We start from the raw sequence: 18,743 nt of genomic DNA on the forward strand, positions 1-18,743 counted from the left end.
CGGAGACCTGCTGGTCAGGGCACGGCCTCGAACCGGGCCCGCCCGTGCTGCCGAGCCGGCGGACGAGGACTCGCCTGCTGAGAAGCAGGACATCATCCCGATTTCAAGGAGCACGCATGCGTACGCGTCATGCCCTGGCGACGGCATCCCTCGGCACCGCCCTTGTCCTGGGGGCCTCGGCATCACCCGCAACGGCGATCCAGGCCAATGCGGTCGGCGACAAGATAGCCAGTCAGGCCCTCAGCCAGTACACCAGCACCAACGCCGAGGTGATGAAGCGCAAGTACGAGGGCGCGGCCAACGGCGTCAATGCCAAGAACAACTGCAACTTCTACACCGGTTTCTGGACCGACCCGCGCAATCGCCGCTTCGACGGCACAAACGCCCCACGCACCGGCACCAATGGTGCGACCTGCGGTACGAGCAAGGGCTACCTGTATGTCAACGGCACCAAGACCTGGACGTCCGTGAAGTGGAAGTCCCGTGCCTGGTGCTCCGACTTCGCGAAGTACACCTGGTACTGGGGCGGCGCGAAGGTCACGGGGATCAACGCCTCCGCGGGGTCCTTCCGCAGCTACGGGAGCACCAACCGCACCTGGCACTCCCGCGCCGACGTGGCCGCCGGCCGCTATGTACCGAAGAAGGGCGATGTCGTCAGCTACGACTGGGACGGCGACGGTGTCATCGATCACGTCGGTGTCCTGACCGCGTACAGCACCAAGTACAAGGCGTACTTCTCCGTCGAGGGCAACTCCAGCGAGAAACTCAACTACAAGAACACCAAGCAGTCCGCGGTGTCCCGGTACGTCGTCGGCTACACCACGCCCAAGCCGCTCTGACGGTGACCGCGGAACGGTGAGCCGGCCACGGGGGTGTCGGCCCAACCCGGATTCCGGTTGTCCGGCCCGCGCGGCAGCCGGGGCTCCCGTACAGCATGCGCCTGTACTGCGGATGCTGTACGGGGCCCTGAGCGTTTCGCGGACGGCTCTGCGGCGTGGCCGACCGCCCCCTCCGTTCCCACGGCTCGGCCGACGTGATCCACGCGTAATTCTTTTCCTCGGCCGCCTTGCTATGCCTGCGCCGACGCCCCGGCCTCCTCCTGCGCCGGGAGGCTGTCCATGAACGAACTGACGGAGAACACCGCACGGCCGGGACCGGGCGGGCCGTAGCCGGGAGGCGAGGAGAGCCCGAACTCGTCCATGGTGGCGCGGTAGGCCTCCAGCAGGCGGATGTGGTACTCCAGCGGTGCGCCCTGCGGGTTGGCCTTGCCGAGCGGGGTCGTCGGCTCCGGGCACCAGGTGGTGAAGCGGGGCGTGATGCCGTGCGACATGAAGAAGCGCAGGCCCTCGGTGGTCGAGGCGATCGCCTCGTCGACGGTGGTGAAGCCGAAGGGTTCGGCCATCTCCACGCCCGCCACGAAGTTGGGGATCACGTTGCGCGCGCCGAAGACGTCGGTCGAGTCCAGGATGCGCCGGTGCCACTCGTCGCGGCCGACGTACCGCTCCTTGCCGGGGCAGTACAGCTCGAACAGGCGCCGGTCCCACACCTCGAAGTTGGGGTGGTAGATCTGCACCCCGTAGTCCTTGAACCGCTGTACGTCGTCCTTCGGCAGGGCCTGCGCGACCACCTTGCCGATCCACCGTCCGGGGAAGCGCTCCTCGATGGCCTTGGCGTACTGCCCGTAGAAGTCCGCCTCGTCGCGGCCCGCGACCTTGGACGTGATCGCGCCGCCGGTGAGCGTGTAGGCGGTGGAGGCCTTCTGGGTGTCGTACCGGTCGATGATCTCCAGTGCTTCGAGGACCTCCTCGACGTCCTTCACACCGGTGTAGGGCCGCCCGGCCGCCTTGTGCTGGCGCCAGTTGTGGTTGATGTCGCAGTACTGGCACTCCTCCTTGGCGCCGAAGTACTGGCATACGCGGAAGACGGTGAGGTAGATCAGATAGCCCCACTGGATGGTCGGGGCCACCTCCATCACGGACTTCCCGTTGGAGAGGGTGTGCCGGTAGTACTCGGGCATGGGCGGGACGCCGACGTCCGCGATCCGTCGGCCGTCGAGGTAGAGCCCGAGCAGTCCCTCGTCGTCGGCGGCCACCCGGTAGGGCGAGGCCGGGTTGACGCGGACCGAGACGACGGTCCGCCGCAGGTCGTACGGGCCGCCTGTGAGGATGATCTCCTCGGGCGGGCGCCGCAGCGCCGCCTCGCCGAGTTCGGGCAGGGTCCCGTGGTCGAAGGAGAAGATGAAGTACGACTTCGGCTTGACCTCGCCGTCCTCGTTGTCGCTGAGCGCGGAAGCGTCGAAGGCCACGCCTCCGCGCAGCAGGTCCTCTTTGAAGACGGCTTCCCGCGGTACGTGGGGGAATCGCTCCATCAGATCCTCGACCAGTTCGGTCCGGCTGGCCATCCCGTGTCTCCTCCCGGCTCAGGCGTTCGGCTCCTCACGGTATGCCCCCGCTCGTGCGTCAGCCGTGCCGGGTCCCTTCGCGCCGCGCGATGTGTGCTGGTACGGGGATGTCCGGCGGCAGCAGCGGGTCGGGCTCAGGGGCGCCCCAGGTGGCGTTGAGCGGCAGTGTCCCGGCCCAGACGCCCAGGTCGGCGTCGGATCCGTCGCCGTCGTCGGGGGCGCCCGTACGGATCTTGACCGAGGCCTCCTCGAGGGACAGGGCGAGCAGGGTGGTGGCGGCGAGTTCCTTCCGGTTCGGCTGCCGGGCGTACGACCACTGTCCCGGTGTCGCGTGCTCGGTGAGCCGGCGCAGCCCCTCCAGCTTCTGGTCCGGTTCAGTGATCTTGCGGGCGGTGCCGTGGATGACCGCGCTGCGGTAGTTCACGCCGTGCTCGAACACCGAGCGCGCGAGGACGAGCCCGTCGACGTGCGTGACGGTGACGCAGACGGGGACATCGCCGGCCATGCTCCGGCTGGCCACCGAGCCGTGCAGGTACAGCACCCGCTCGTCCCTTCCGTACACGGTGGGCACCACCAGGGGCCGCCCTTCGACGATCACTCCGAGGTGGCAGACGAATCCCGCGTCGAGGATGGCGTCGAGATCGGCCCGGCGAAGACTGCCCTGCTCGCGCAGGCGACGGTGCCGGGTGAGTTCGGTCTGCGGGAGTACGGAGGAGTGCGGAGTCTGCGCCATGAGGGGGACGCTACCGATTTCGCGCCGTCCTGGCCATGAATATACGAAAGCAGTCGCGGATGAGGTGCGACTCGACTGTTTTCGTATCGTCGCGGTGTCGTTGTGACGGCGGGCGTGGTGACCGTCAGCCCCGTCCGTGGCCGACCGTGGCACACCGGCCCGGGAAACGGTGCGCGCAAGGTCGGGCGCACCCATGCGGACTGCGTGCAGGATGGTCCCTGGCCAAGAGCACGAGGGCACCCGCCACCGACACGCCGATCTCGTCCGGGAGACCGATGCCGATGTCCATCCGCACCGCCACCGACTACGTCGAAGATGTCGCACCGGGTAGCGGGGTCCTGCCTCCGCGCGCCTGGTACGCGTCCTCGGACGCGGCATCCCTCTCGCTGAACGGCAGGTGGCGCTTCAGGCTGTCCGCGACAGCCGACGCCGAGGACGACTCGTTCGCCGAGCCGGGGTTCGACGCGGGGAACTGGGCGGAGCTCTCGGTCCCCGGCCACTGGGTCCTCCAGGGCCATGGCTCCCCCATCTACACCAACGTTCTCTACCCCTTCCCGGTCGACCCGCCGCGGGTGCCGACCGAGAACCCGACGGGTGACCATCTGCGCGTCTTCGACCTGCCGGAGAACTGGCCGTCGGACGGCGGAGCGGTCCTCCGCTTCGACGGCGTCGAGTCCTGTGCCCGTGTCTGGCTGAACGGCACGGACCTCGGCGAGTTCAAGGGCTCGCGGCTGCCGCACGAGTTCGCGGTCGGGCAGCTGCTCAAGCCGGCCGGCAACGTGCTCGCGGTCCGGGTCCACCAGTGGTCGGCGGGCTCCTACCTGGAGGACCAGGACCAGTGGTGGCTGCCGGGCATCTTCCGGGACGTCACCTTGCTGCACCGCCCCGCGAGCGGCGTCCTCGACTTCTTCGTGCACGCCTCCTACGACCACGTCAGGGGCGAGGGCACGCTGAAGGTCGACTCGGACGTGGCGGGCCGGGTGAGCGTACCCGCGCTCGGCGTCGATGTCGCCACCGGGGAGGCCGTGACCGTACCCGTCGAACCGTGGACCGCGGAGACCCCGACGCTGTATGACGGCGTGCTGGCCACCGAGGGTGAACGCGTGCCGCTCAGGATCGGCTTCCGTACCGTCGCCCTCGAGGACGGTCTGATCAAGGTCAACGGGACGCCGATCCTCTTCAAGGGCGTCAACCGCCACGAGTGGCACCCCGAGAAGGGCCGCGCCCTCGACCCGGCGACCATGCGCGAGGACGTGCTGCTGATGAAGCAGCACAACATCAACGCCGTGCGCACCTCGCACTACCCGCCGCACCCGGCCTTCCTCGACCTGTGCGACGAGTTGGGCCTGTGGGTGATCGACGAGTGCGACCTGGAGACCCACGGCTTCGAAGAACAGGCCTGGCGTGACAACCCGGTCGACGACGACCGCTGGACCCCGGCGCTCCTGGACCGCGCCGCCCGTATGGTCGAACGGGACAAGAACCACCCCTCGATCGTCCTGTGGTCCCTCGGTAACGAGGCCGGTACCGGGCGGGGCCTGACGGCGATGGCCGAGTGGATCCACAGCCGGGACACCTCGCGGCTGGTGCACTACGAGGGGGACATCAACTGCCGTGACACGGACGTGTATTCACGGATGTACGCGTTCCACGGCGAGGTCGAGCGGATCGGCCGAGGCCTGGACGGCGGCACTCACAAGCGCCGTCAACTCCCCTTCATTCTCTGTGAGTACGGCCACGCCATGGGCAACGGCCCCGGGGGTATCGCCGACTACCAGCGTCTCTTCGAGACGTACGACCGGATCCAGGGCGGCTTCATCTGGGAGTGGATCGACCACGGCATCGAGGACGAACGCCACGGCTACGCATACGGAGGCGACTTCGGCGAAGAGCTGCACGACGGGAACTTCGTCTGCGACGGACTGCTGTTCCCCGACCGGACACCGTCTCCCGGTCTGGTCGAGTACAAGAAGGTGATCGAGCCGGTCCGTATCGAAAGCCACAGTTCGGACGGCGCCGTGCGGGTCCGCAACATGTACGACTTCGCGGACCTGTCGGCGCTCGCCTTCGAATGGTCCTGCCAAGTCGACGGCGAGACGATCGAGTCGGGCCCGCTGCCGGTGCCCGCGCTCGCGCCCGGAGATTCGGCCGTCGTGAAGCTGCCGCAGCCACCCCCGGACACACCGGCCGGTGAGACGTGGTGGACGGTACGGGCGCTGCTGGCGGCCGACACGGCGTGGGGCTCCCAGGGGCATCCGGTGGCGTGGGGCCAGTTCCCCGTCTCCGCGCGGCCTCCCGTCCGGGTCGCGCCGAGCCAGGCCCCCGTGACCGGCGACGGCCGGATCACCCTCGGCCCGGCCACCTTCGACGCCCGTACGGGCGCGCTCACGACCATCGGCGGAGTCGAGGTGAGCGAGCCGCGCCTGGACGTGTGGCGGGCGCCGACCGACAACGACCTGGGCGCTGAGTGGCAGTCCGACGTCCGCTACGGCCTGCGGTGGCGCAAGCTGGGCCTGCACCGCATGCGGCACCGCCTGGACGCGGTCGAGGCGGGCGACGACGCACTGACCGTACGGACCCGGGTGGCGCCCGCCGCCCAGGGGGCGGGCCTGGCCACGGTGTACCGGTGGACCTCCGACGGCAGCCGGCTGAAGCTGACCGTGTCCGTCACGCCCGAGGGTGACTGGGCGGTGCCGCTGCCACGGCTCGGCATCCGCTTGGGCCTGCCCGGCTCGGCGGACCGTGTGAGGTGGTTCGGCGGCGGCCCGGGTGAGGCCTACCCGGACACCAAGTCGGCGTCCCGCCTGGGTCGTTGGGAGTCGACTGTCGACGCACTGCAGACGCCGTACGTCCGCCCCCAGGAGAACGGCGCCCGCGCCGACGTCCGCTGGGCGGAGATCGGCGGCCTCAGGATCGAGGGGGACCCGGAGTTCTGGTTCGGCGCACGACGCTGGACGAACGAGCAACTGGACGCCGCCACACACCTCACCGACCTCACGCCCGGCGACACGGTGTGGGTCAACCTCGACCACGGCCAGCACGGCATCGGCTCGCAGTCGTGCGGGCCGGGGCCCCTGCCGCGGTACTTCCTGCGGGCCGAGCCCGCGGAGTTCTCGTTCGTCTTCTCGAAGACGGGTTGACCGACATACAGTCACTCAAGCGGCCTCGGGAGCAGCCTCCGGACGGCGCGTCCGTACCGGCGTGAACAGGGCCAGGCCCGCGATACCGACGCAGGCCACGCCGGACACCGCGCCCACCACCGCCGTGCCGTGGTGCTGAGCCGCCCAGGTGATCACGGCCGCGCCGATGGGGGCCGCCGCGTTGTGGATGGTCCAGAACGCAGAGGTGACCCGGCCGAGCAGATGCTCGGGGGTCACCTCCTGGCGCAGGGACATGGAGCACGTTCCCGCGATGCTGTTGACGCCCAGGAATGCTGCGGTCAGCAGGGCGACGGACGGTACGTCACCGGCCAGGCAGATGCCGGCCAGCGCACAGCCGGAGACGGTCACCGCGCCGATCCAGGTGGGTCCGAAGCCGAGCCCGCGACGCACCCGGGCCACCAGCAGGGCTCCGGTGATCGTGCCGAGCGCGCCGACCGCGAGAACGGTACCGACCGTGCTGTCGCCCTGCCCGAGATCATGCTTGAGGTGGTAGATGAGAAGGTCCATCAGGCCCAGCTCAAGGAAGCTGAACAGGCCAAGCAGCAAGGTCAGGACGCGCAGCACCGGATGGCGCCGCAGGAAGGCCGCCCCGACGCGCAGGTCACGCCACAGCCCCTGCCGGTCCGCGGCCGGTTCGGGAGGCGTGCCCCGCCGGAACCGTACAAGGCTCAGACACACCGCCGACACGCCGAAGCTCGCCGCGTCCACCGCGATGGCCGCCGCCGGGCCCGCCCAGGCCGCCACGACGCCCGCGCCGAGCGGGCCGACCACTCCAGCCGCCGCCGCGGTCGCGTTCAGCCGGCCGTTGGCCTCGGTGATCCGGTCACCGTCGACCAGACCGCGTACGACGGTCACGTACGCGACGGCGAACACCATGCCGACCGCCTCGCACAGCGGAAGCACCACGTACAGCAGCCAGATCCGGGGCCCGGCGAGCCATAGCAGCGGGACGATTCCGTAGAGGACCATCCGCACCAGATCGCAGGTGATGAGCAGCTTCCTGCGGTCCACGCGGTCCACCACCACTCCGGCGAAGACCCCGGCCAGCACCGACGCCGCGCCACCGACCGCCGTCAACAGACCCATCCGCGCGACGGACCCGGTCGCCTGCAGCACCAGCAGGGGCAGCGCGATCAGGGCGAAGGTGTCCCCGAGGAACGAGAGGGTCTGGGCAGCCCAGAACATCCCGAAGTCCCGGTTGCGCCTTGGTGCTTGCTGCTCGTCCACCGCTGACTCCCCCGTCACACTTCTGCGACATGTGCCCCCGACCCGAGGCTGACGCGCGTTCAAGACGTACCAACGTACGACAGCGGGCCCACGACTCGGGCGCTGCGCCTTTTGGCTTGTCTCGCGCCTCGTGGACCGGCAGTACCAGCAGCGGACGAACGGGGCTGTTGGCCTGCGCGCGTCGGATCGCGCAGAGGACGAGGAGCAGCCTGCTATTTGCCCTTGACCTCCAGCGCCCCTCGCGCCAAGCCGATGAACGTGACGTACGCTTCCCGGAAATCCCGGTAGGCAGCGTCGTACGCGTCCCGGCGCTCAGAACTGTCGTCACCGAGCAGCGCGTTGAGCCGCTGCTGTACGCGCCGGGCCAAGTTCCGCACGTGATCCGCCGCGTCGGACACAGCGGCAGGACCATCGAGCCGGACCTCGTGCATCGCCCTGTTCATGTCCCCGATGGCCGGGCCGATGCGCTCGTACATCTGATTCAGGAGCCGGCCCTTGCTCTCACGGTCACGCGCCGCATCAACGTCATCAATCTGCCACGTGACCGCGTTGAATGCGTGCACGCAGCTCATCATCTCCCGATATGCCGATCGGCGCCGCTCACGCTCCTCGCGCAGGGCCTCTGCCCTTGTGGTGGTTTCGGCTTGGGCTCGCGCTGCGCGGAGGGTCGCCCGCGAGGTGATGTAGCTGGCTCCGAGTGCAGTCAGCGCAGTGAGGATGCCGACCCACAGTCCGCTGTTCGCCATGGTCGGAAAGTCTGTCAGCCGAGGGTGGCCGCTGCCCATTTCCCGGGCAACTCCGGCGTCCACCCGAGGTGGAGCGCGGCGAGCACTTCAGTGCAACGACCCGATCAGCCGCGTTCTGCCCGGCCGTCGCCCGGCCCGCGCTGCACATTGTGGGTCATCCGCTCCAGGACCGCGACGGTGATCCGGTACTCCTCGTGGGTGATGCCGGTCAGCGACAACTCTCGGAAGGCGTCGACCCGTTCCACGGCCCCGGTGAGGCGCTCCCGACCGGCGTCGGTCAGCGCGAGGCGGCCGGGTGCCGGACGGGTCAACCAGCCGTGACGCAGGAGGGTTTCGACGGCGGCGGCCAGGTCGGCAGCATCTGCGTTGGCGGCCAGGACGGTCAGCACCTCGGTGTCGGTGACCTCCGGGGTGCCCTGGACTACGTTGAGAACCTGCCAGGCGAGGCGGGTGAGGCCGCATTCCGCCAGCAGGCCGTTCATCGCGGTGGTGAACGCCTTGTCGGTGCGGTTGAGTCAATAGCCGATGGGCTTCATGAGGGTTCTCCTGAACTGTCTGCTTCGGGAAGACGTCGGACGACCTCAGTGCCGGGCGAAGGCGGTGGCGTTCTCGGCGGCCCACTGCCGGAAGGTGCGGGCGGGACGCCCGAGGAGGGTCCAGGTGGTGTCGTGGACGGTGGCGGGGCCGCGCTCGGCGGCCTCCCAGAAGTCGAGCAGTGAGGTGACCAGCGGCGCGGGCATGTGGCGGCCCAACTGCCGCTCGGCCTCGGCCCGGGTGATCCGCTCGACCGGGATCTCCCGGCCGATCGTGTCGGCGAGGACGGCGAGCTGCTCGCGGAAGGTGAGCGGTTCGGCACCGGTCAGGGCGATCGACCGGCCGGTGAGCGAGGTGCCGGTCAGGGCCTCGACGGCGATGTCGGCGATGTCCTCGGGATGGATGGGCGCGACGCTCGCGTCCGGGTAGGCGAGCTGGACCGGCAGTGAGTCGGCGATGGCCCGGGCCCAGCCGAGCGCGTTACCGGCGAAGGCTCCCGCGCGCAGGAATGTGGAGGGGAGGTCCGAGTCGGCGAGGGCGCGCTCCACCTGGAGGTTGTGGCTTGCGAGCGGGTCGTTGGCGGGGTCGGGCCCGAGGACGGAGGACGAGGAGAGCAGGACGACGTGCTCGACGCCCGCGGCCTCGGCGGCCTTGACGAACTCATGGATCCCGGCGGGCTGGGGATAGAGGAAGACCTGGCGGACGCCATGGAGTACGGCGTCGAAGGTCTCCAGCCGGTCGAGGACGAGCTCGAGGGCCTCGACGCCCGCCGGAACGGTCAGCTCGGCGGGGTTGGCACTGGCGGCGCGGACGGTGTGGCCGGCGGTGTGTAAGCGGCCGATGACGGCCTGGCCGACCTTGCCTCGGGCGCCGGTGACGAGAGTGGTCATGGAAGGACTCCGTTCGGTGTGGTTGACACGTGGATCAGTGCTCGGATCATTGCCCGACAACATGTACATGCTTGCGTGCACGCATTTGAGAGTCAACACATATATTCGCCGGGCCATCCATGTCGATACGATGCGGGCATGACGAAGCGTGAGCCGATGACCGAGGAAGACCTGCTGAACGCCGTGGGTCCGGCCTTCGGGAGGCTGCGGCGCTCCTCACTTCTCGAGGTCGAGAATCCCCTCTCGCAGAAGGACCTCACCCGCACGCTGGTGCTCAGGATCGTCCAGGACGCCGAGCGTGCGGGCGCCGACGAGGTCACCGTCGGCGCGGTCGCCCAGCATCTGGGTGTGGACCCGTCGGTCGCCAGCCGCATGGTCTCCGACTGCATCGCGGTCGGCTGTCTGGTCCGCGCCGCCTCCCAGCGCGACGGCCGTCGTACCGTCCTCCATCTCAGCCCCCAGGGCGCCGAGTTGATGGCCCGCTTCGTCCGCCACCAGCGTTCGGCCTTCGAGTCCGTCACCGCCGACTGGACCGGGCGTGACCGCCTCGAATTCGCCCGCCTCATGCTCAAGTACGTCGACTCCCAGGACGCCCTGCGCGACCGCCGTCACCACTGACCGATCCAGGGCATCCCACCCGACGTCACATACGCACCCGTGGCGTGCGACGGCTGTTCGCCGGTAGGGGTATCCGCACGTGTGACACCTCGGCCGGATGCGTCGCACCCGGCCGGTACACCACAGGCAGGGCCCGAGCAGTCCGAACGGCCGGTCGCCGACGAGTGCGGCGGCCGCTACCGCCGGCACGCCGCCGGGCCGACCGTTGGCGACCGAGTCCGTTGGTTCCGCGTAGACCCCTTTCCCCGCATTGCTTAGGCAGGCTAGAGTTTTACCTAGGACCCCTAGGCAAGGAGGCGCCGATGGCGCGTGCGGGGCTCACCGTCGAGAGGATCGTCGCGGCGGCAGCCGACCTCGCGGACGAGGCCGGCTTCGACAACGTCACCGTGTCCGCCCTGGCCCGCCACTTCGGCGTGAAGGACGCCAGCTTGTACTCGCACATCAGGAGCGTGCAGGACCTGCGCACCCGGCTCGCCCTGCTGGCAGGCGAGGAGATGATCGACCACATCGCGGCGGCGGTCGCCGGTCGCGCGGGCAAGGACGCGCTGGCTGCCTTCGCCGGCGCCTACCGGGCGTACGCGCTGAGGCACCCGGGACGGTACGCGGCCACCCAGATCCGGCTCGACCACTCCCTCGTGACCGACACCCGGGCGATGCGCCGCACCGCCGAGATCACCTACGGCATGCTGCGCGCCTACGGCCTCGACGAGCCCGACCTCACCGACGCCGTACGCCTGCTGCGCAGCACCTTCCACGGCTACTGCTCCCTCGAGGCCTCCGGAGGCTTCAACGCGTCCCGACAGGTGCAGGCCTCCTGGGACAAGGCCGTCGACGCCCTGCACACGGCACTGGAACACTGGCCCCGCGAGGAGAAGAAGGATCGATGACCAGCCTCCACTACGACGTACGCGGCGATGGTCCCGTGCTGCTCGTCATCCCCGGTGGCGCCGGGCACCCCATGGGCCTCGACGCGATGACGGAACATCTCACCGACCACTTCACCGTCGTCACCTACGACCCGCTCGGCCTAGCCCACGGACGGCTCGGTCTGCCCGTCGGAAAGCAGCGGGTGGAGGCATGGAGCGAGGGTGCGCGACGCGTGCTCGACGAGGTGCTCCCGGACGGCGAGTCGGCGTATGTCTTCGGGGCCAGCTCGGGCGGTATCGCCGCGCTCGACCTGCTGGCCCGTCACCCCGAGCGACTGCGGCACGTGGTCGCGCACGAGCCTCCGGTCGTGGAGGTGCTGCCGGACGCGGCCCGGCAGCGCGCGATGTTCACCGACGTGTACGACACCTATCGAAAGGCGGGCCCCCAGGCGGCCGGAGCCCGGCTCGCCGCCGGGCTCGCCGAGGTGGATCCCGCACCCGTGGAGGGGCACCCTCCGCCCGTCGAAGAGGAGTTGGCCACGCCCATGGCTGTCTTCCTCACCCGCGTCCTGTGCCCGTTCAGCTCCCACATGCCCGACCTGCCGGCCCTGAAGTCGTCACCCCTCACCCTCGCCGCGGGCGTGGGATCGCGCGGCGGGCTCCTCCACCGCACCGCTTCCCTCACGGCCCAGTCGACCGGGAGCCGCTTCGCCGAGTTCCCGGGCGGGCACGTCGGAGCCCTCGAGCATCCGCGGGAGTTCGCGGCACGGCTCAGGGAGACACTGCGGGGGCCTTCCGCTCAGCTCAGCTCCTGAACGTCGTCGTACGACGGTGCCGCGCCCGTCGGGGTGCGGCCGGCCGCGATGTCGGCCATCGTCTCCAGGGCCGCTCCCAGCGCCCGCCGGTAGAGCAGCGAGCCGAGGCTGACACGGCGTACGCCGAGGTCGGCGAGTTGGGAGACGGTGGGGCCGGTCGGTGAGTACAGGATGTTGAGCGGGACGTCCAGGTGCTGTACGAGGTCGGCGATGCGTACCGGATCGGCGAGACCCGGCACGAACACCCCGTCCGCACCCGCCTGTTGGTAGGTGTCCAGGCGTTGCAGGGTGTCCGCGGGGTCGCCGTCGCCGAGCCAGTGGGTGTCGGTGCGGGCGTTGACGAAGAGGTCCGGTACGGCGGACTTCACGGCGGCGATCTTCGCGGCGTGCAGCGTGGCGGGGCCGAGCCCGTCCTCCAGGTTGATCCCGACGACTCCGGCGGAGCGCAGCTCACGCGCCAACTCGGCCACTTGCTCGGGGTCTTCGCTGAAGCCGCCCTCGGCATCGACGGACAGCAGGAAGGGCTCGGCGCCGAGCAGACGGGCGAGGCGCAGGGTCACCTCGCGGGTCGCCGCCGTCCCGTCGGGCAGCCCGGCGGCGGCGGCGACGCCAAGGCTCGTGGTGCCGATCGCCGCGAACCCCTCCTCGGCGAGAGCGACCGCGGAAGCGTGGTCCCAGGCGTTGGGAAGGAGAAGGGGAACGTCGGTGTGGTGGAGGGCGGCGAAGGGGGTCATCGGACATCTCCGTGAGCGTCGGGGCCGGTCAAGACAGGTCTCCCACGGCATCGGCGTAGTACGTCGAACCCTGGACGTGTTCGGCCAGTCGGCGGAAGCTCCAGCCGTCGCCCGGCGAGTGGTCGAGCTGCTCGTCGTCGAGCGAGCGGAACCGGGCGGCCCAGATCCGCGCCAGCCGGGTCAACCGGCTGCGCGCCTCGTCGAGGTCCTCCTGGGTGAACGGCGCGAGATCGGCCTGTGTGGTACTGGCCGACGCGTTCCAGTGGTCGGGCAACGGCTCCTCCCCCACCAGCCGTGCCTCCAACTCGGCTAGATGGTCCACCATATGATCGCCGACCCGGCGGATCGCCTTGTGCGGGGTGTACACGCGGTCGTCGGTGTGGATGGGCTTGCCGTCCCACACGGTCCAGGTGGCCGCGAGAGCCAGGACGTGTTCCACCATGGCGACGACGCCCGCCGCCAGGGTTTCCTGCTCGGTCGTGCCGGCGTGCGGGGTTCCGGTTCCGTACTGCGTTTCGGTCATGCGGGAACGCTAGGCGTGGATCGTTTCGGTGCTCGCCGAAGTGTGGCCGACGTCCCGGCGCGGCACCTCCCGCCGGGAGGAGGCCGGGCCTGGGGCGCCCCGGTTCCGGTCGGGACGCCCCAGGGGCTCACGGGCGGGGATGCGCCGGCGCTCATCCCGTCGGCGGGGCGCGCGGTCAACGCGCGCGACCCTCCGACATCAGATCTTGCGCCACGAGCGCGCCGCGCACCAGAGCTCGAGAGTACGGATCTGCCGGTGACCGGGATCGCCGAACGGGTCGGCTTCGGTACGGACGTCACCCTGCGACAACACCTGCACGCCATCATCGGCGTCTCCCCGGGCGCCTACCGCCTGCCTTCCGCGCCTGATCCCTTCCCTCGCCCCTCAGTCCTGGCTGCTCCCGGGACGCCGCGCGACGAAGACGAACTCCCGGCCCTGACGGTCGGGCGCATCACGCACGTCTTCCACCACGTACCCTTGTGTGGTCAACTCGTCGTGCACCTCGTCTCGTTGACGGAAACGCAGCGTCGAATCCGACGTCAGCACCTGCCCGTCCGCGGCGAACACGTAGGTCCAGCGGAACGTGACCAGCGGTCCGCGCACCTCGATCACCTCGACCCAGCTTTCGACCGCGCCGACCCCCGGGATCTCCGTCACGCTGTGCGAAGCCTCCCGGTTCCACTCCTCCCAAGCACGTCGCGCCGGATTCCGGGTCTCGAACACCAGGTGCCCGCCGGGCCGTAGCGCCTCGAAGGCTCCCCGCAGGGTCTGCCGCCACATCCGCGGATCGACGATGGCCTGGGCGACATTCGCCGTCATGGTCGCGAGGTCGACCCGCAGCGGCGGAAGCGCTGTCACATCACCGCAGATCCAACGCACCCGCTCACTGCCCGGCTTGCCCCGGGCCACATCGATGGACGCCCCGGCGGGGTCGACGCCGACGACCTCGATCCCGCGATCGGCCAGCAGCAATGCGAACACGCCTGTTCCGCAGCCGATATCAAGCACCTGGCGCGCCCCGAACTCATCGGTCATCCGCAGATACGCGTCGAGATCGCCGCGATCAGGGTCGAGGGGGTCGTAGATCGCGGCGAGCCGTGCAAGATTGAACTCCTCGTCAGCCATGTGGCCGAAGCTATGCGATCCTCACCGCGCCGGACACCAGGAAAAACGAGGGTGACGACCTCCCGCGGTTCGAAAAGGGCTTTCGTTTCACGGGGCGGCGACCATGGGGACTTGACCTCGAGCGTGCTTGAGGTCAGAGGCTCTGATCATGACCACTCAGACGGATCACGCAGAGATCAGCATGCTTGTCGACCGGTTCTTCCACGTCATGGACGAGCGGAAGTTCGCAGCGGGCTGGGGCGGCGACTTCTTCACCGACGACGCACTCGAGGTGACACCCTTGGGGACCTTCCAGGGGCCCGAGGTCAGCCGTGCGACCGAGGAGGCACTCGGGCGCTTCGACCGCACTCAGCACATCGCTTCCGGGATCCTCACCGATGCGGACTCCGATGCGCAGCGGGCCACCGCCTCATGGAACGCCCTGATGACCCATGTTCATCGCGACGCCACACTCCAGGAGCGCGGCAGCGGCGCCGACCCCTTGTTCATCGTGGGCGGCCGTTTCGAAGCCGACCTCCGCCGCACTCCCGACGGCTGGCGCTTCAACCGAATGACGGTCCGGCCCATCTGGACGAAGGGACAACCGCCCCTGGGCGTCGACCCCGTGATGCCTTGAGTCGTGCGAACCGGTCGGGAACTTCCTGGCGATCACGTCGATCCCTCACGAAGTTCCCGACGCCGCCCGCCCCGTTACAGCGAAGAAACGTCCCGCTCCGGGTCAGTCGCCAACTTGATGCTGGCAAGCGTCACTTGTCCGACGGGGCGACGAAGCGTTCCAGAAGCGTGCACAACAGTTCCTGGTCGTCCTCGTCGATGCGCTCGAGAAGCCGCTCGGCCACCTCGTCCGCGATCAGGGAAGCCTCGGCGAACAGCACCCTGCCCTCCTCGGTGATTTCGACGGCGTAGGCGCGTCGGTCGGTGGGCGAGGGGCGGCGCACGGCCAGGCCGCGGGCCTCCAGGTCGTCGACCGTGCGCACCATCGCGGACTTGTCGCTGCCGGTGAGGTCGATGAGGCGGCGCTGGCTGAGCGGTCCGTGCCTGACGAGGTTGAGCAGTACGCCGTAGTGACGGCCTTCCACGTTCAGGGGGCGCAGCGCCTCGGAGAACGTCTGCGCGGCGCGCCGCTGGGCACGGCGGAGCAGCGGGCCGATACGGGCTCGGCTGGTGCCGAAAGAACTGGGGTTGATGTCGGGCACGTTCATCAGCATCCACGATAAGGCAGAACAAGATTGGTTTAGTTGGAACGGGTTCCGATGAGATGGTTCCACATGACACTATCTCCCGCATGTCTCACCCGATAGCCTCTTCACCGCCCCCTGCCGAATCGCCGCCCGCACTCGCGAACAGCGAGCACCCTCAGGTACGGCGATGGCCCTTGGTCCTCTTCCGGATCATGGTGACCATCGAAGCCGCCCTGGCCCTCGGGCAGGCGGTCTTAGCCGGGAGCTTCCTGTCGGGCCACTACAAAGCTCTCGACCTGCACAACCTCAACGCCGGGATCACCACGACCGTCGCCTTGGTGCAGATCGTGGCCGCGGTGCTGCTGTGGCGGCCCGGCCGCGGACCAGGCTGGCCGGCCCTCGTCTCCACTGCGCTCTTGGTCGTGGAGGTGGTGCAGATGACCCTGGGGTACACCCGGACGCTCGCCGTTCACGTCCCGCTGGGGGTGCTGATCGTCACCTCCACCCTGCTGATGCTGGTCTGGGCCTGGCGGCCCGCACCGGGCGCGAACCGCGCCTCCCGCACCGAGGGCGCCCGCAAGGAGTCCGCATGACCAGGGGCATCAGCAGGCGCCGGCTCCTTCTCAGCTCGGCGGCGGTGGGCGGCGGTGCCCTCACCGTCGGTGGATTCGCGGTGCTCGGCGGGTCGCTGACGGCCGGTCAGCCAGGGCTGCTGCTGCACAGCCGGGTGGCGCTGCCACGACCGTACGAGATACCGCTGCCCATACCGTCCGTGCTCGCGCCGGTACGCACGAGCGGTACCACGGACGTGTACGAGATCACCCAGCGGACGGCACGCCTGCGCATCCTCCCGGGCCTGGAGACCACCGCCTGGACCTATGGCGGTACCTTTCCGGGGCCGACCATCGTCTCCCGCTCCGGACGACGGACGGTGGTGCGGCACCGCAACGAACTGCCGCACCCGACCGTGGTCCACCTGCACGGCGGCCACACCCCGTACGGCAGCGACGGCTACCCGACCGCGCTGATCCTGCCTCACGGGCACACGGCCGCCGCCGACGGTGGCATGGCGGGGATGCCGGGCATGTCCGGGGGAACGGATGCGCAGGACACCGCCACCGAGCAGCGCACGTACACCTATCCCATGGAACAGCGGGCCGCCACCCTCTGGTACCACGACCATCGCATGGGCTTCACCGGAGCGAACGTCTGGCACGGCCTGGCCGGGTTCCACCTGGTCCACGACGACGAGGAGGAGGCGCTGCCGCTGCCCCGCGGCGAACGCGACATCCCGCTGATGATCGCCGACCGGTCCTTCGCCGCCGACGGCTCCTTCAACTACCCGGCCCGCGACACCGCACAACACGAACCCGGCGTACACAGCCGTTACATGGACGGTGTCCTCGGCGACGTCATCCTGGTCAACGGGGCGCCCTGGCCGGTGCTGGAGACCGAGCGACTGCGCTACCGTCTGCGCCTGCTCAACGCCTCGAACGCCCGCCGCTACCGGCTGGCTCTCGACCCCCAACCGCCCGGCGGCGACGGCCTCGTACAGATCGGCAGCGACGGCGGCCTCCTGGAGAAGCCGCTCGCGCACGACGCGCTGGACATCGCCCCGGGCGAACGTTTCGACGTGGTCGTCGACTTCTCCCGCTACCGGCCGGGAACCCGGGTGCGGCTGGTCAACCAGTTGGGCAGCGGCCCCACGGCGGCCGTCATGCGGTTCGACGTCTCCACCGCCCGGCCGCCGGCCGACGACTCACGCATACCGGCCCGGCTCTCCACGCTCCCCGCACCGCGTCCGGAGAACGCCGTGGCCACCCGCACCTTCCACTTCCAGAAGCGGCCCGGATCCGACGGCTGGTCCATCAACGGCCATGCGTACAAGCCCGGCAGGCCGCTGGCGAAAGTTCGGCTCGGCACCACCGAGGTGTGGAGGTTCGTCACCGACTTCCACCACCCCGTCCACCTTCACCTCAACCACTTCCAGGTGACGGCCCGTATGAACGAATCGCCAGGCCCCTACGACGCGGGCTGGAAGGACACCGTGGACCTGCGCCCCGCCGAGTCCGTGGAGATCGTCACACGCTTCACCGACTACCCCGGGCGGTACATGCTGCACTGCCACAACCTCGAACACGAGGACATGGCCATGATGGCCGACTTCGTCGCCGAGTGAGCTGGGCGGCGTACTCGAAGGGCGGACGGACGCCGCGGGGTGTGCGGTCGCTCTTCGACTAGCGTCGTCGCATGACCAGCAGCACTTCCCCCACCCTCGCCGAGGCTCTTACCGCCGGCCCGGTCGTGCTCGACGGCGGCATGTCGAACCAGCTCGAGTCGGCCGGGTACGACCTCGGCGACGCACTGTGGTCGGCACGGCTGCTCGCCGAGCGGCCGGAGGCGATCATCGAGGCGCATCTCGCGTACTTCGAGGCGGGCGCGGACGTGGCGATCACAGCCGGCTACCAGGCGACGTTCGAAGGGTTCGCCAAGCGCGGCATCGACCACGACTCGGCTGCCGACCTCCTCGTACTCAGCGTTGAGTTGGCCCGTGAAGCGGCGAGGCGGGCGCACGTCGAGGGTGTCACCCGGCCGTTGTGGGTGGCGGCGTCCGTCGGCCCGTACGGGGCGATGCTCGCCGACGGCTCCGAGTACCGGGGCCGCTACGGCCTCACGGTCCCCGAGCTGGCGGCCTTCCACCGCCCCCGTCTGGAGGTGCTGGCCGCGGCCGGACCCGACGTGCTCGCGCTGGAGACGGTCCCGGACACCGACGAGGCCGCGGCTCTGCTGCGGGCGGTGCGCGGGCTCGGGGTCCCCGCATGGCTGTCGTACACCGTCTCAGGCGACCGTACGCGTGCCGGCCAGCCGCTGGAGGAGGCGTTCGCCCTGGCCGCCGACGTGGACGAGGTGATCGCGGTGGGCGTCAACTGCTGCGCGCCCGAGGACGTGGACGGCGCGGTCGCCACGGCCGCGCGCGTCACGGGCAAGCCGGTGGTGGCCTACCCGAACAGCGGCGAGGCCTGGGACGCTCGGGCCCGCGCCTGGGACGGCCGCTCCACCTTCGTCGCCGCCCAGGTCACGGGCTGGCGCGATGCCGGAGCGCGACTGATCGGCGGCTGCTGCCGGGTGGGGCCTGAGACGATCGCGTCGATCGCCGCGACACTGGCGGCGGCCTGAGCCGTAGGTGGC

The 18,743-nt window shown here is 69.8% G+C and carries 19 protein-coding genes; 9 read left to right on the forward strand and 10 right to left on the reverse strand.

Annotation, left to right across the window (positions count from 1 at the left end):
• Positions 1-116: 116 nt before the first annotated feature.
• Entirely contained in the window at positions 117-839 is a 723-nt protein-coding gene (locus tag ACWDEX_RS11915) for a hypothetical protein (RefSeq protein WP_450463119.1), read from the forward strand.
• Between the two features lie 230 nt (positions 840-1,069).
• Here the strand turns inward: ACWDEX_RS11915 and ACWDEX_RS11920 are convergent, their stop codons facing one another.
• Positions 1,070-2,401, reverse strand: coding sequence for a radical SAM protein (locus ACWDEX_RS11920; RefSeq protein WP_450463120.1), 1,332 nt, complete (start codon positions 2,399-2,401; stop codon positions 1,070-1,072).
• Positions 2,402-2,459: 58 nt separating this feature from the next.
• The gene (locus ACWDEX_RS11925; RefSeq protein WP_450463121.1) at positions 2,460-3,134 is read right to left on the reverse strand and encodes a pyridoxamine 5'-phosphate oxidase family protein; all 675 of its coding nucleotides are present in this window, start codon (positions 3,132-3,134) and stop codon (positions 2,460-2,462) included.
• A gap of 281 nt (positions 3,135-3,415) precedes the next feature.
• Here ACWDEX_RS11925 and ACWDEX_RS11930 point away from each other — a divergent pair, with 281 nt between their 5' ends.
• Positions 3,416-6,274 (forward strand): glycoside hydrolase family 2 TIM barrel-domain containing protein, encoded by a 2,859-nt coding sequence (locus ACWDEX_RS11930; protein ID WP_450463122.1) that lies wholly within the window; start codon positions 3,416-3,418, stop codon positions 6,272-6,274.
• A 15-nt stretch (positions 6,275-6,289) separates the two neighbouring features.
• Here ACWDEX_RS11930 and ACWDEX_RS11935 read toward each other — a convergent pair whose 3' ends face one another.
• From ACWDEX_RS11935 to ACWDEX_RS11950, 4 genes are all read right to left on the reverse strand, one after another.
• Positions 6,290-7,522: an MFS transporter gene (locus ACWDEX_RS11935; RefSeq protein WP_450463123.1), complete on the reverse strand. Its 1,233-nt coding sequence runs from the start codon at positions 7,520-7,522 to the stop codon at positions 6,290-6,292.
• Positions 7,523-7,734: 212 nt separating this feature from the next.
• Positions 7,735-8,268 (reverse strand): hypothetical protein, encoded by a 534-nt coding sequence (locus ACWDEX_RS11940; RefSeq protein ID WP_450463124.1) that lies wholly within the window; start codon positions 8,266-8,268, stop codon positions 7,735-7,737.
• A gap of 104 nt (positions 8,269-8,372) precedes the next feature.
• Complete coding sequence (locus ACWDEX_RS11945) at positions 8,373-8,750, reverse strand: MarR family winged helix-turn-helix transcriptional regulator (protein ID WP_450463125.1); 378 nt, start codon at positions 8,748-8,750, stop codon at positions 8,373-8,375.
• A gap of 99 nt (positions 8,751-8,849) precedes the next feature.
• The gene (locus ACWDEX_RS11950) at positions 8,850-9,692 is read right to left on the reverse strand and encodes an NAD(P)H-binding protein (RefSeq protein ID WP_450463126.1); all 843 of its coding nucleotides are present in this window, start codon (positions 9,690-9,692) and stop codon (positions 8,850-8,852) included.
• Between the two features lie 138 nt (positions 9,693-9,830).
• Between ACWDEX_RS11950 and ACWDEX_RS11955 the strand changes: the two genes are divergently transcribed.
• From ACWDEX_RS11955 to ACWDEX_RS11965, 3 genes are all read left to right on the forward strand, one after another.
• Positions 9,831-10,310: a MarR family winged helix-turn-helix transcriptional regulator gene (locus ACWDEX_RS11955; RefSeq protein WP_450463127.1), complete on the forward strand. Its 480-nt coding sequence runs from the start codon at positions 9,831-9,833 to the stop codon at positions 10,308-10,310.
• A 302-nt stretch (positions 10,311-10,612) separates the two neighbouring features.
• Positions 10,613-11,197 (forward strand): TetR/AcrR family transcriptional regulator, encoded by a 585-nt coding sequence (locus ACWDEX_RS11960; RefSeq protein ID WP_450463128.1) that lies wholly within the window; start codon positions 10,613-10,615, stop codon positions 11,195-11,197.
• Positions 11,194-11,991 carry an alpha/beta fold hydrolase gene (locus ACWDEX_RS11965; protein WP_450463129.1) on the forward strand — a complete coding sequence of 266 codons (798 nt, stop codon included), beginning with the start codon at positions 11,194-11,196 and terminating at the stop codon, positions 11,989-11,991. Before ACWDEX_RS11960 ends, ACWDEX_RS11965 begins: the two co-directional genes overlap by 4 nt.
• Here the strand turns inward: ACWDEX_RS11965 and ACWDEX_RS11970 are convergent.
• The 3 genes from ACWDEX_RS11970 to ACWDEX_RS11980 form a co-directional block, all read right to left on the reverse strand.
• Positions 11,976-12,725 carry an isocitrate lyase/PEP mutase family protein gene (locus ACWDEX_RS11970; RefSeq protein ID WP_450463130.1) on the reverse strand — a complete coding sequence of 250 codons (750 nt, stop codon included), beginning with the start codon at positions 12,723-12,725 and terminating at the stop codon, positions 11,976-11,978. The two genes, ACWDEX_RS11965 and ACWDEX_RS11970, sit on opposite strands and share 16 nt — an antisense overlap.
• Positions 12,726-12,753: 28 nt before the next feature.
• Entirely contained in the window at positions 12,754-13,248 is a 495-nt protein-coding gene (locus ACWDEX_RS11975; RefSeq protein ID WP_450463131.1) for a hypothetical protein, read from the reverse strand.
• Between the two features lie 384 nt (positions 13,249-13,632).
• Positions 13,633-14,373 (reverse strand): class I SAM-dependent methyltransferase, encoded by a 741-nt coding sequence (locus tag ACWDEX_RS11980; RefSeq protein WP_450463132.1) that lies wholly within the window; start codon positions 14,371-14,373, stop codon positions 13,633-13,635.
• Between the two features lie 148 nt (positions 14,374-14,521).
• On the opposite strand from ACWDEX_RS11980, the gene ACWDEX_RS11985 reads away from it, so the two are divergent.
• Positions 14,522-14,989, forward strand: a complete 468-nt coding sequence (locus ACWDEX_RS11985; protein ID WP_450463133.1) for a nuclear transport factor 2 family protein — start codon at positions 14,522-14,524, stop codon at positions 14,987-14,989.
• A 130-nt stretch (positions 14,990-15,119) separates the two neighbouring features.
• Here ACWDEX_RS11985 and ACWDEX_RS11990 read toward each other — a convergent pair whose 3' ends face one another.
• Complete coding sequence (locus tag ACWDEX_RS11990; protein WP_450463134.1) at positions 15,120-15,575, reverse strand: MarR family winged helix-turn-helix transcriptional regulator; 456 nt, start codon at positions 15,573-15,575, stop codon at positions 15,120-15,122.
• 83 nt (positions 15,576-15,658) lie between these two features.
• Between ACWDEX_RS11990 and ACWDEX_RS11995 the strand changes: the two genes are divergently transcribed.
• The 3 genes from ACWDEX_RS11995 to mmuM all read left to right on the forward strand — a co-directional run bounded on the left by ACWDEX_RS11995 (position 15,659) and on the right by mmuM (position 18,731).
• A complete protein-coding gene (locus ACWDEX_RS11995; RefSeq protein WP_450463135.1) occupies positions 15,659-16,147 on the forward strand; it encodes a hypothetical protein in 489 nt (162 codons plus the stop codon).
• Positions 16,144-17,733, forward strand: a complete 1,590-nt coding sequence (locus ACWDEX_RS12000; RefSeq protein WP_450463136.1) for a multicopper oxidase family protein — start codon at positions 16,144-16,146, stop codon at positions 17,731-17,733. The genes ACWDEX_RS11995 and ACWDEX_RS12000 overlap by 4 nt, the downstream gene beginning before the upstream one ends.
• Positions 17,734-17,804: 71 nt before the next feature.
• Positions 17,805-18,731 (forward strand): homocysteine S-methyltransferase, encoded by a 927-nt coding sequence (mmuM, locus tag ACWDEX_RS12005; RefSeq protein ID WP_450463137.1) that lies wholly within the window; start codon positions 17,805-17,807, stop codon positions 18,729-18,731.
• Positions 18,732-18,743 lie beyond the last annotated feature (12 nt).

The organism is Streptomyces sp. NPDC001020 (assembly GCF_053599115.1).

Bases quoted from the DNA above. Each gene is read 5' to 3' on its own strand.
- ACWDEX_RS11990 (WP_450463134.1), bottom strand. From the start codon at position 15,575: ATGAACGTGCCCGACATCAACCCCAGTTCTTTCGGCACCAGCCGAGCC.
- ACWDEX_RS12000 (WP_450463136.1), top strand. From the start codon at position 16,144: ATGACCAGGGGCATCAGCAGGCGCCGGCTCCTTCTCAGCTCGGCGGCG.
- ACWDEX_RS11940 (WP_450463124.1), bottom strand. From the start codon at position 8,268: ATGGCGAACAGCGGACTGTGGGTCGGCATCCTCACTGCGCTGACTGCA.
- ACWDEX_RS11920 (WP_450463120.1), bottom strand. From the start codon at position 2,401: ATGGCCAGCCGGACCGAACTGGTCGAGGATCTGATGGAGCGATTCCCC.
- ACWDEX_RS11995 (WP_450463135.1), top strand. From the start codon at position 15,659: ATGTCTCACCCGATAGCCTCTTCACCGCCCCCTGCCGAATCGCCGCCC.
- ACWDEX_RS11965 (WP_450463129.1), top strand. From the start codon at position 11,194: ATGACCAGCCTCCACTACGACGTACGCGGCGATGGTCCCGTGCTGCTC.
- ACWDEX_RS11915 (WP_450463119.1), top strand. From the start codon at position 117: ATGCGTACGCGTCATGCCCTGGCGACGGCATCCCTCGGCACCGCCCTT.
- mmuM (WP_450463137.1), top strand. From the start codon at position 17,805: ATGACCAGCAGCACTTCCCCCACCCTCGCCGAGGCTCTTACCGCCGGC.
- ACWDEX_RS11945 (WP_450463125.1), bottom strand. From the start codon at position 8,750: ATGAACGGCCTGCTGGCGGAATGCGGCCTCACCCGCCTCGCCTGGCAG.
- ACWDEX_RS11950 (WP_450463126.1), bottom strand. From the start codon at position 9,692: ATGACCACTCTCGTCACCGGCGCCCGAGGCAAGGTCGGCCAGGCCGTC.
- ACWDEX_RS11960 (WP_450463128.1), top strand. From the start codon at position 10,613: ATGGCGCGTGCGGGGCTCACCGTCGAGAGGATCGTCGCGGCGGCAGCC.
- ACWDEX_RS11975 (WP_450463131.1), bottom strand. From the start codon at position 13,248: ATGACCGAAACGCAGTACGGAACCGGAACCCCGCACGCCGGCACGACC.
- ACWDEX_RS11930 (WP_450463122.1), top strand. From the start codon at position 3,416: ATGTCCATCCGCACCGCCACCGACTACGTCGAAGATGTCGCACCGGGT.
- ACWDEX_RS11955 (WP_450463127.1), top strand. From the start codon at position 9,831: ATGACGAAGCGTGAGCCGATGACCGAGGAAGACCTGCTGAACGCCGTG.
- ACWDEX_RS11980 (WP_450463132.1), bottom strand. From the start codon at position 14,373: ATGGCTGACGAGGAGTTCAATCTTGCACGGCTCGCCGCGATCTACGAC.
- ACWDEX_RS11970 (WP_450463130.1), bottom strand. From the start codon at position 12,725: ATGACCCCCTTCGCCGCCCTCCACCACACCGACGTTCCCCTTCTCCTT.
- ACWDEX_RS11985 (WP_450463133.1), top strand. From the start codon at position 14,522: ATGACCACTCAGACGGATCACGCAGAGATCAGCATGCTTGTCGACCGG.
- ACWDEX_RS11925 (WP_450463121.1), bottom strand. From the start codon at position 3,134: ATGGCGCAGACTCCGCACTCCTCCGTACTCCCGCAGACCGAACTCACC.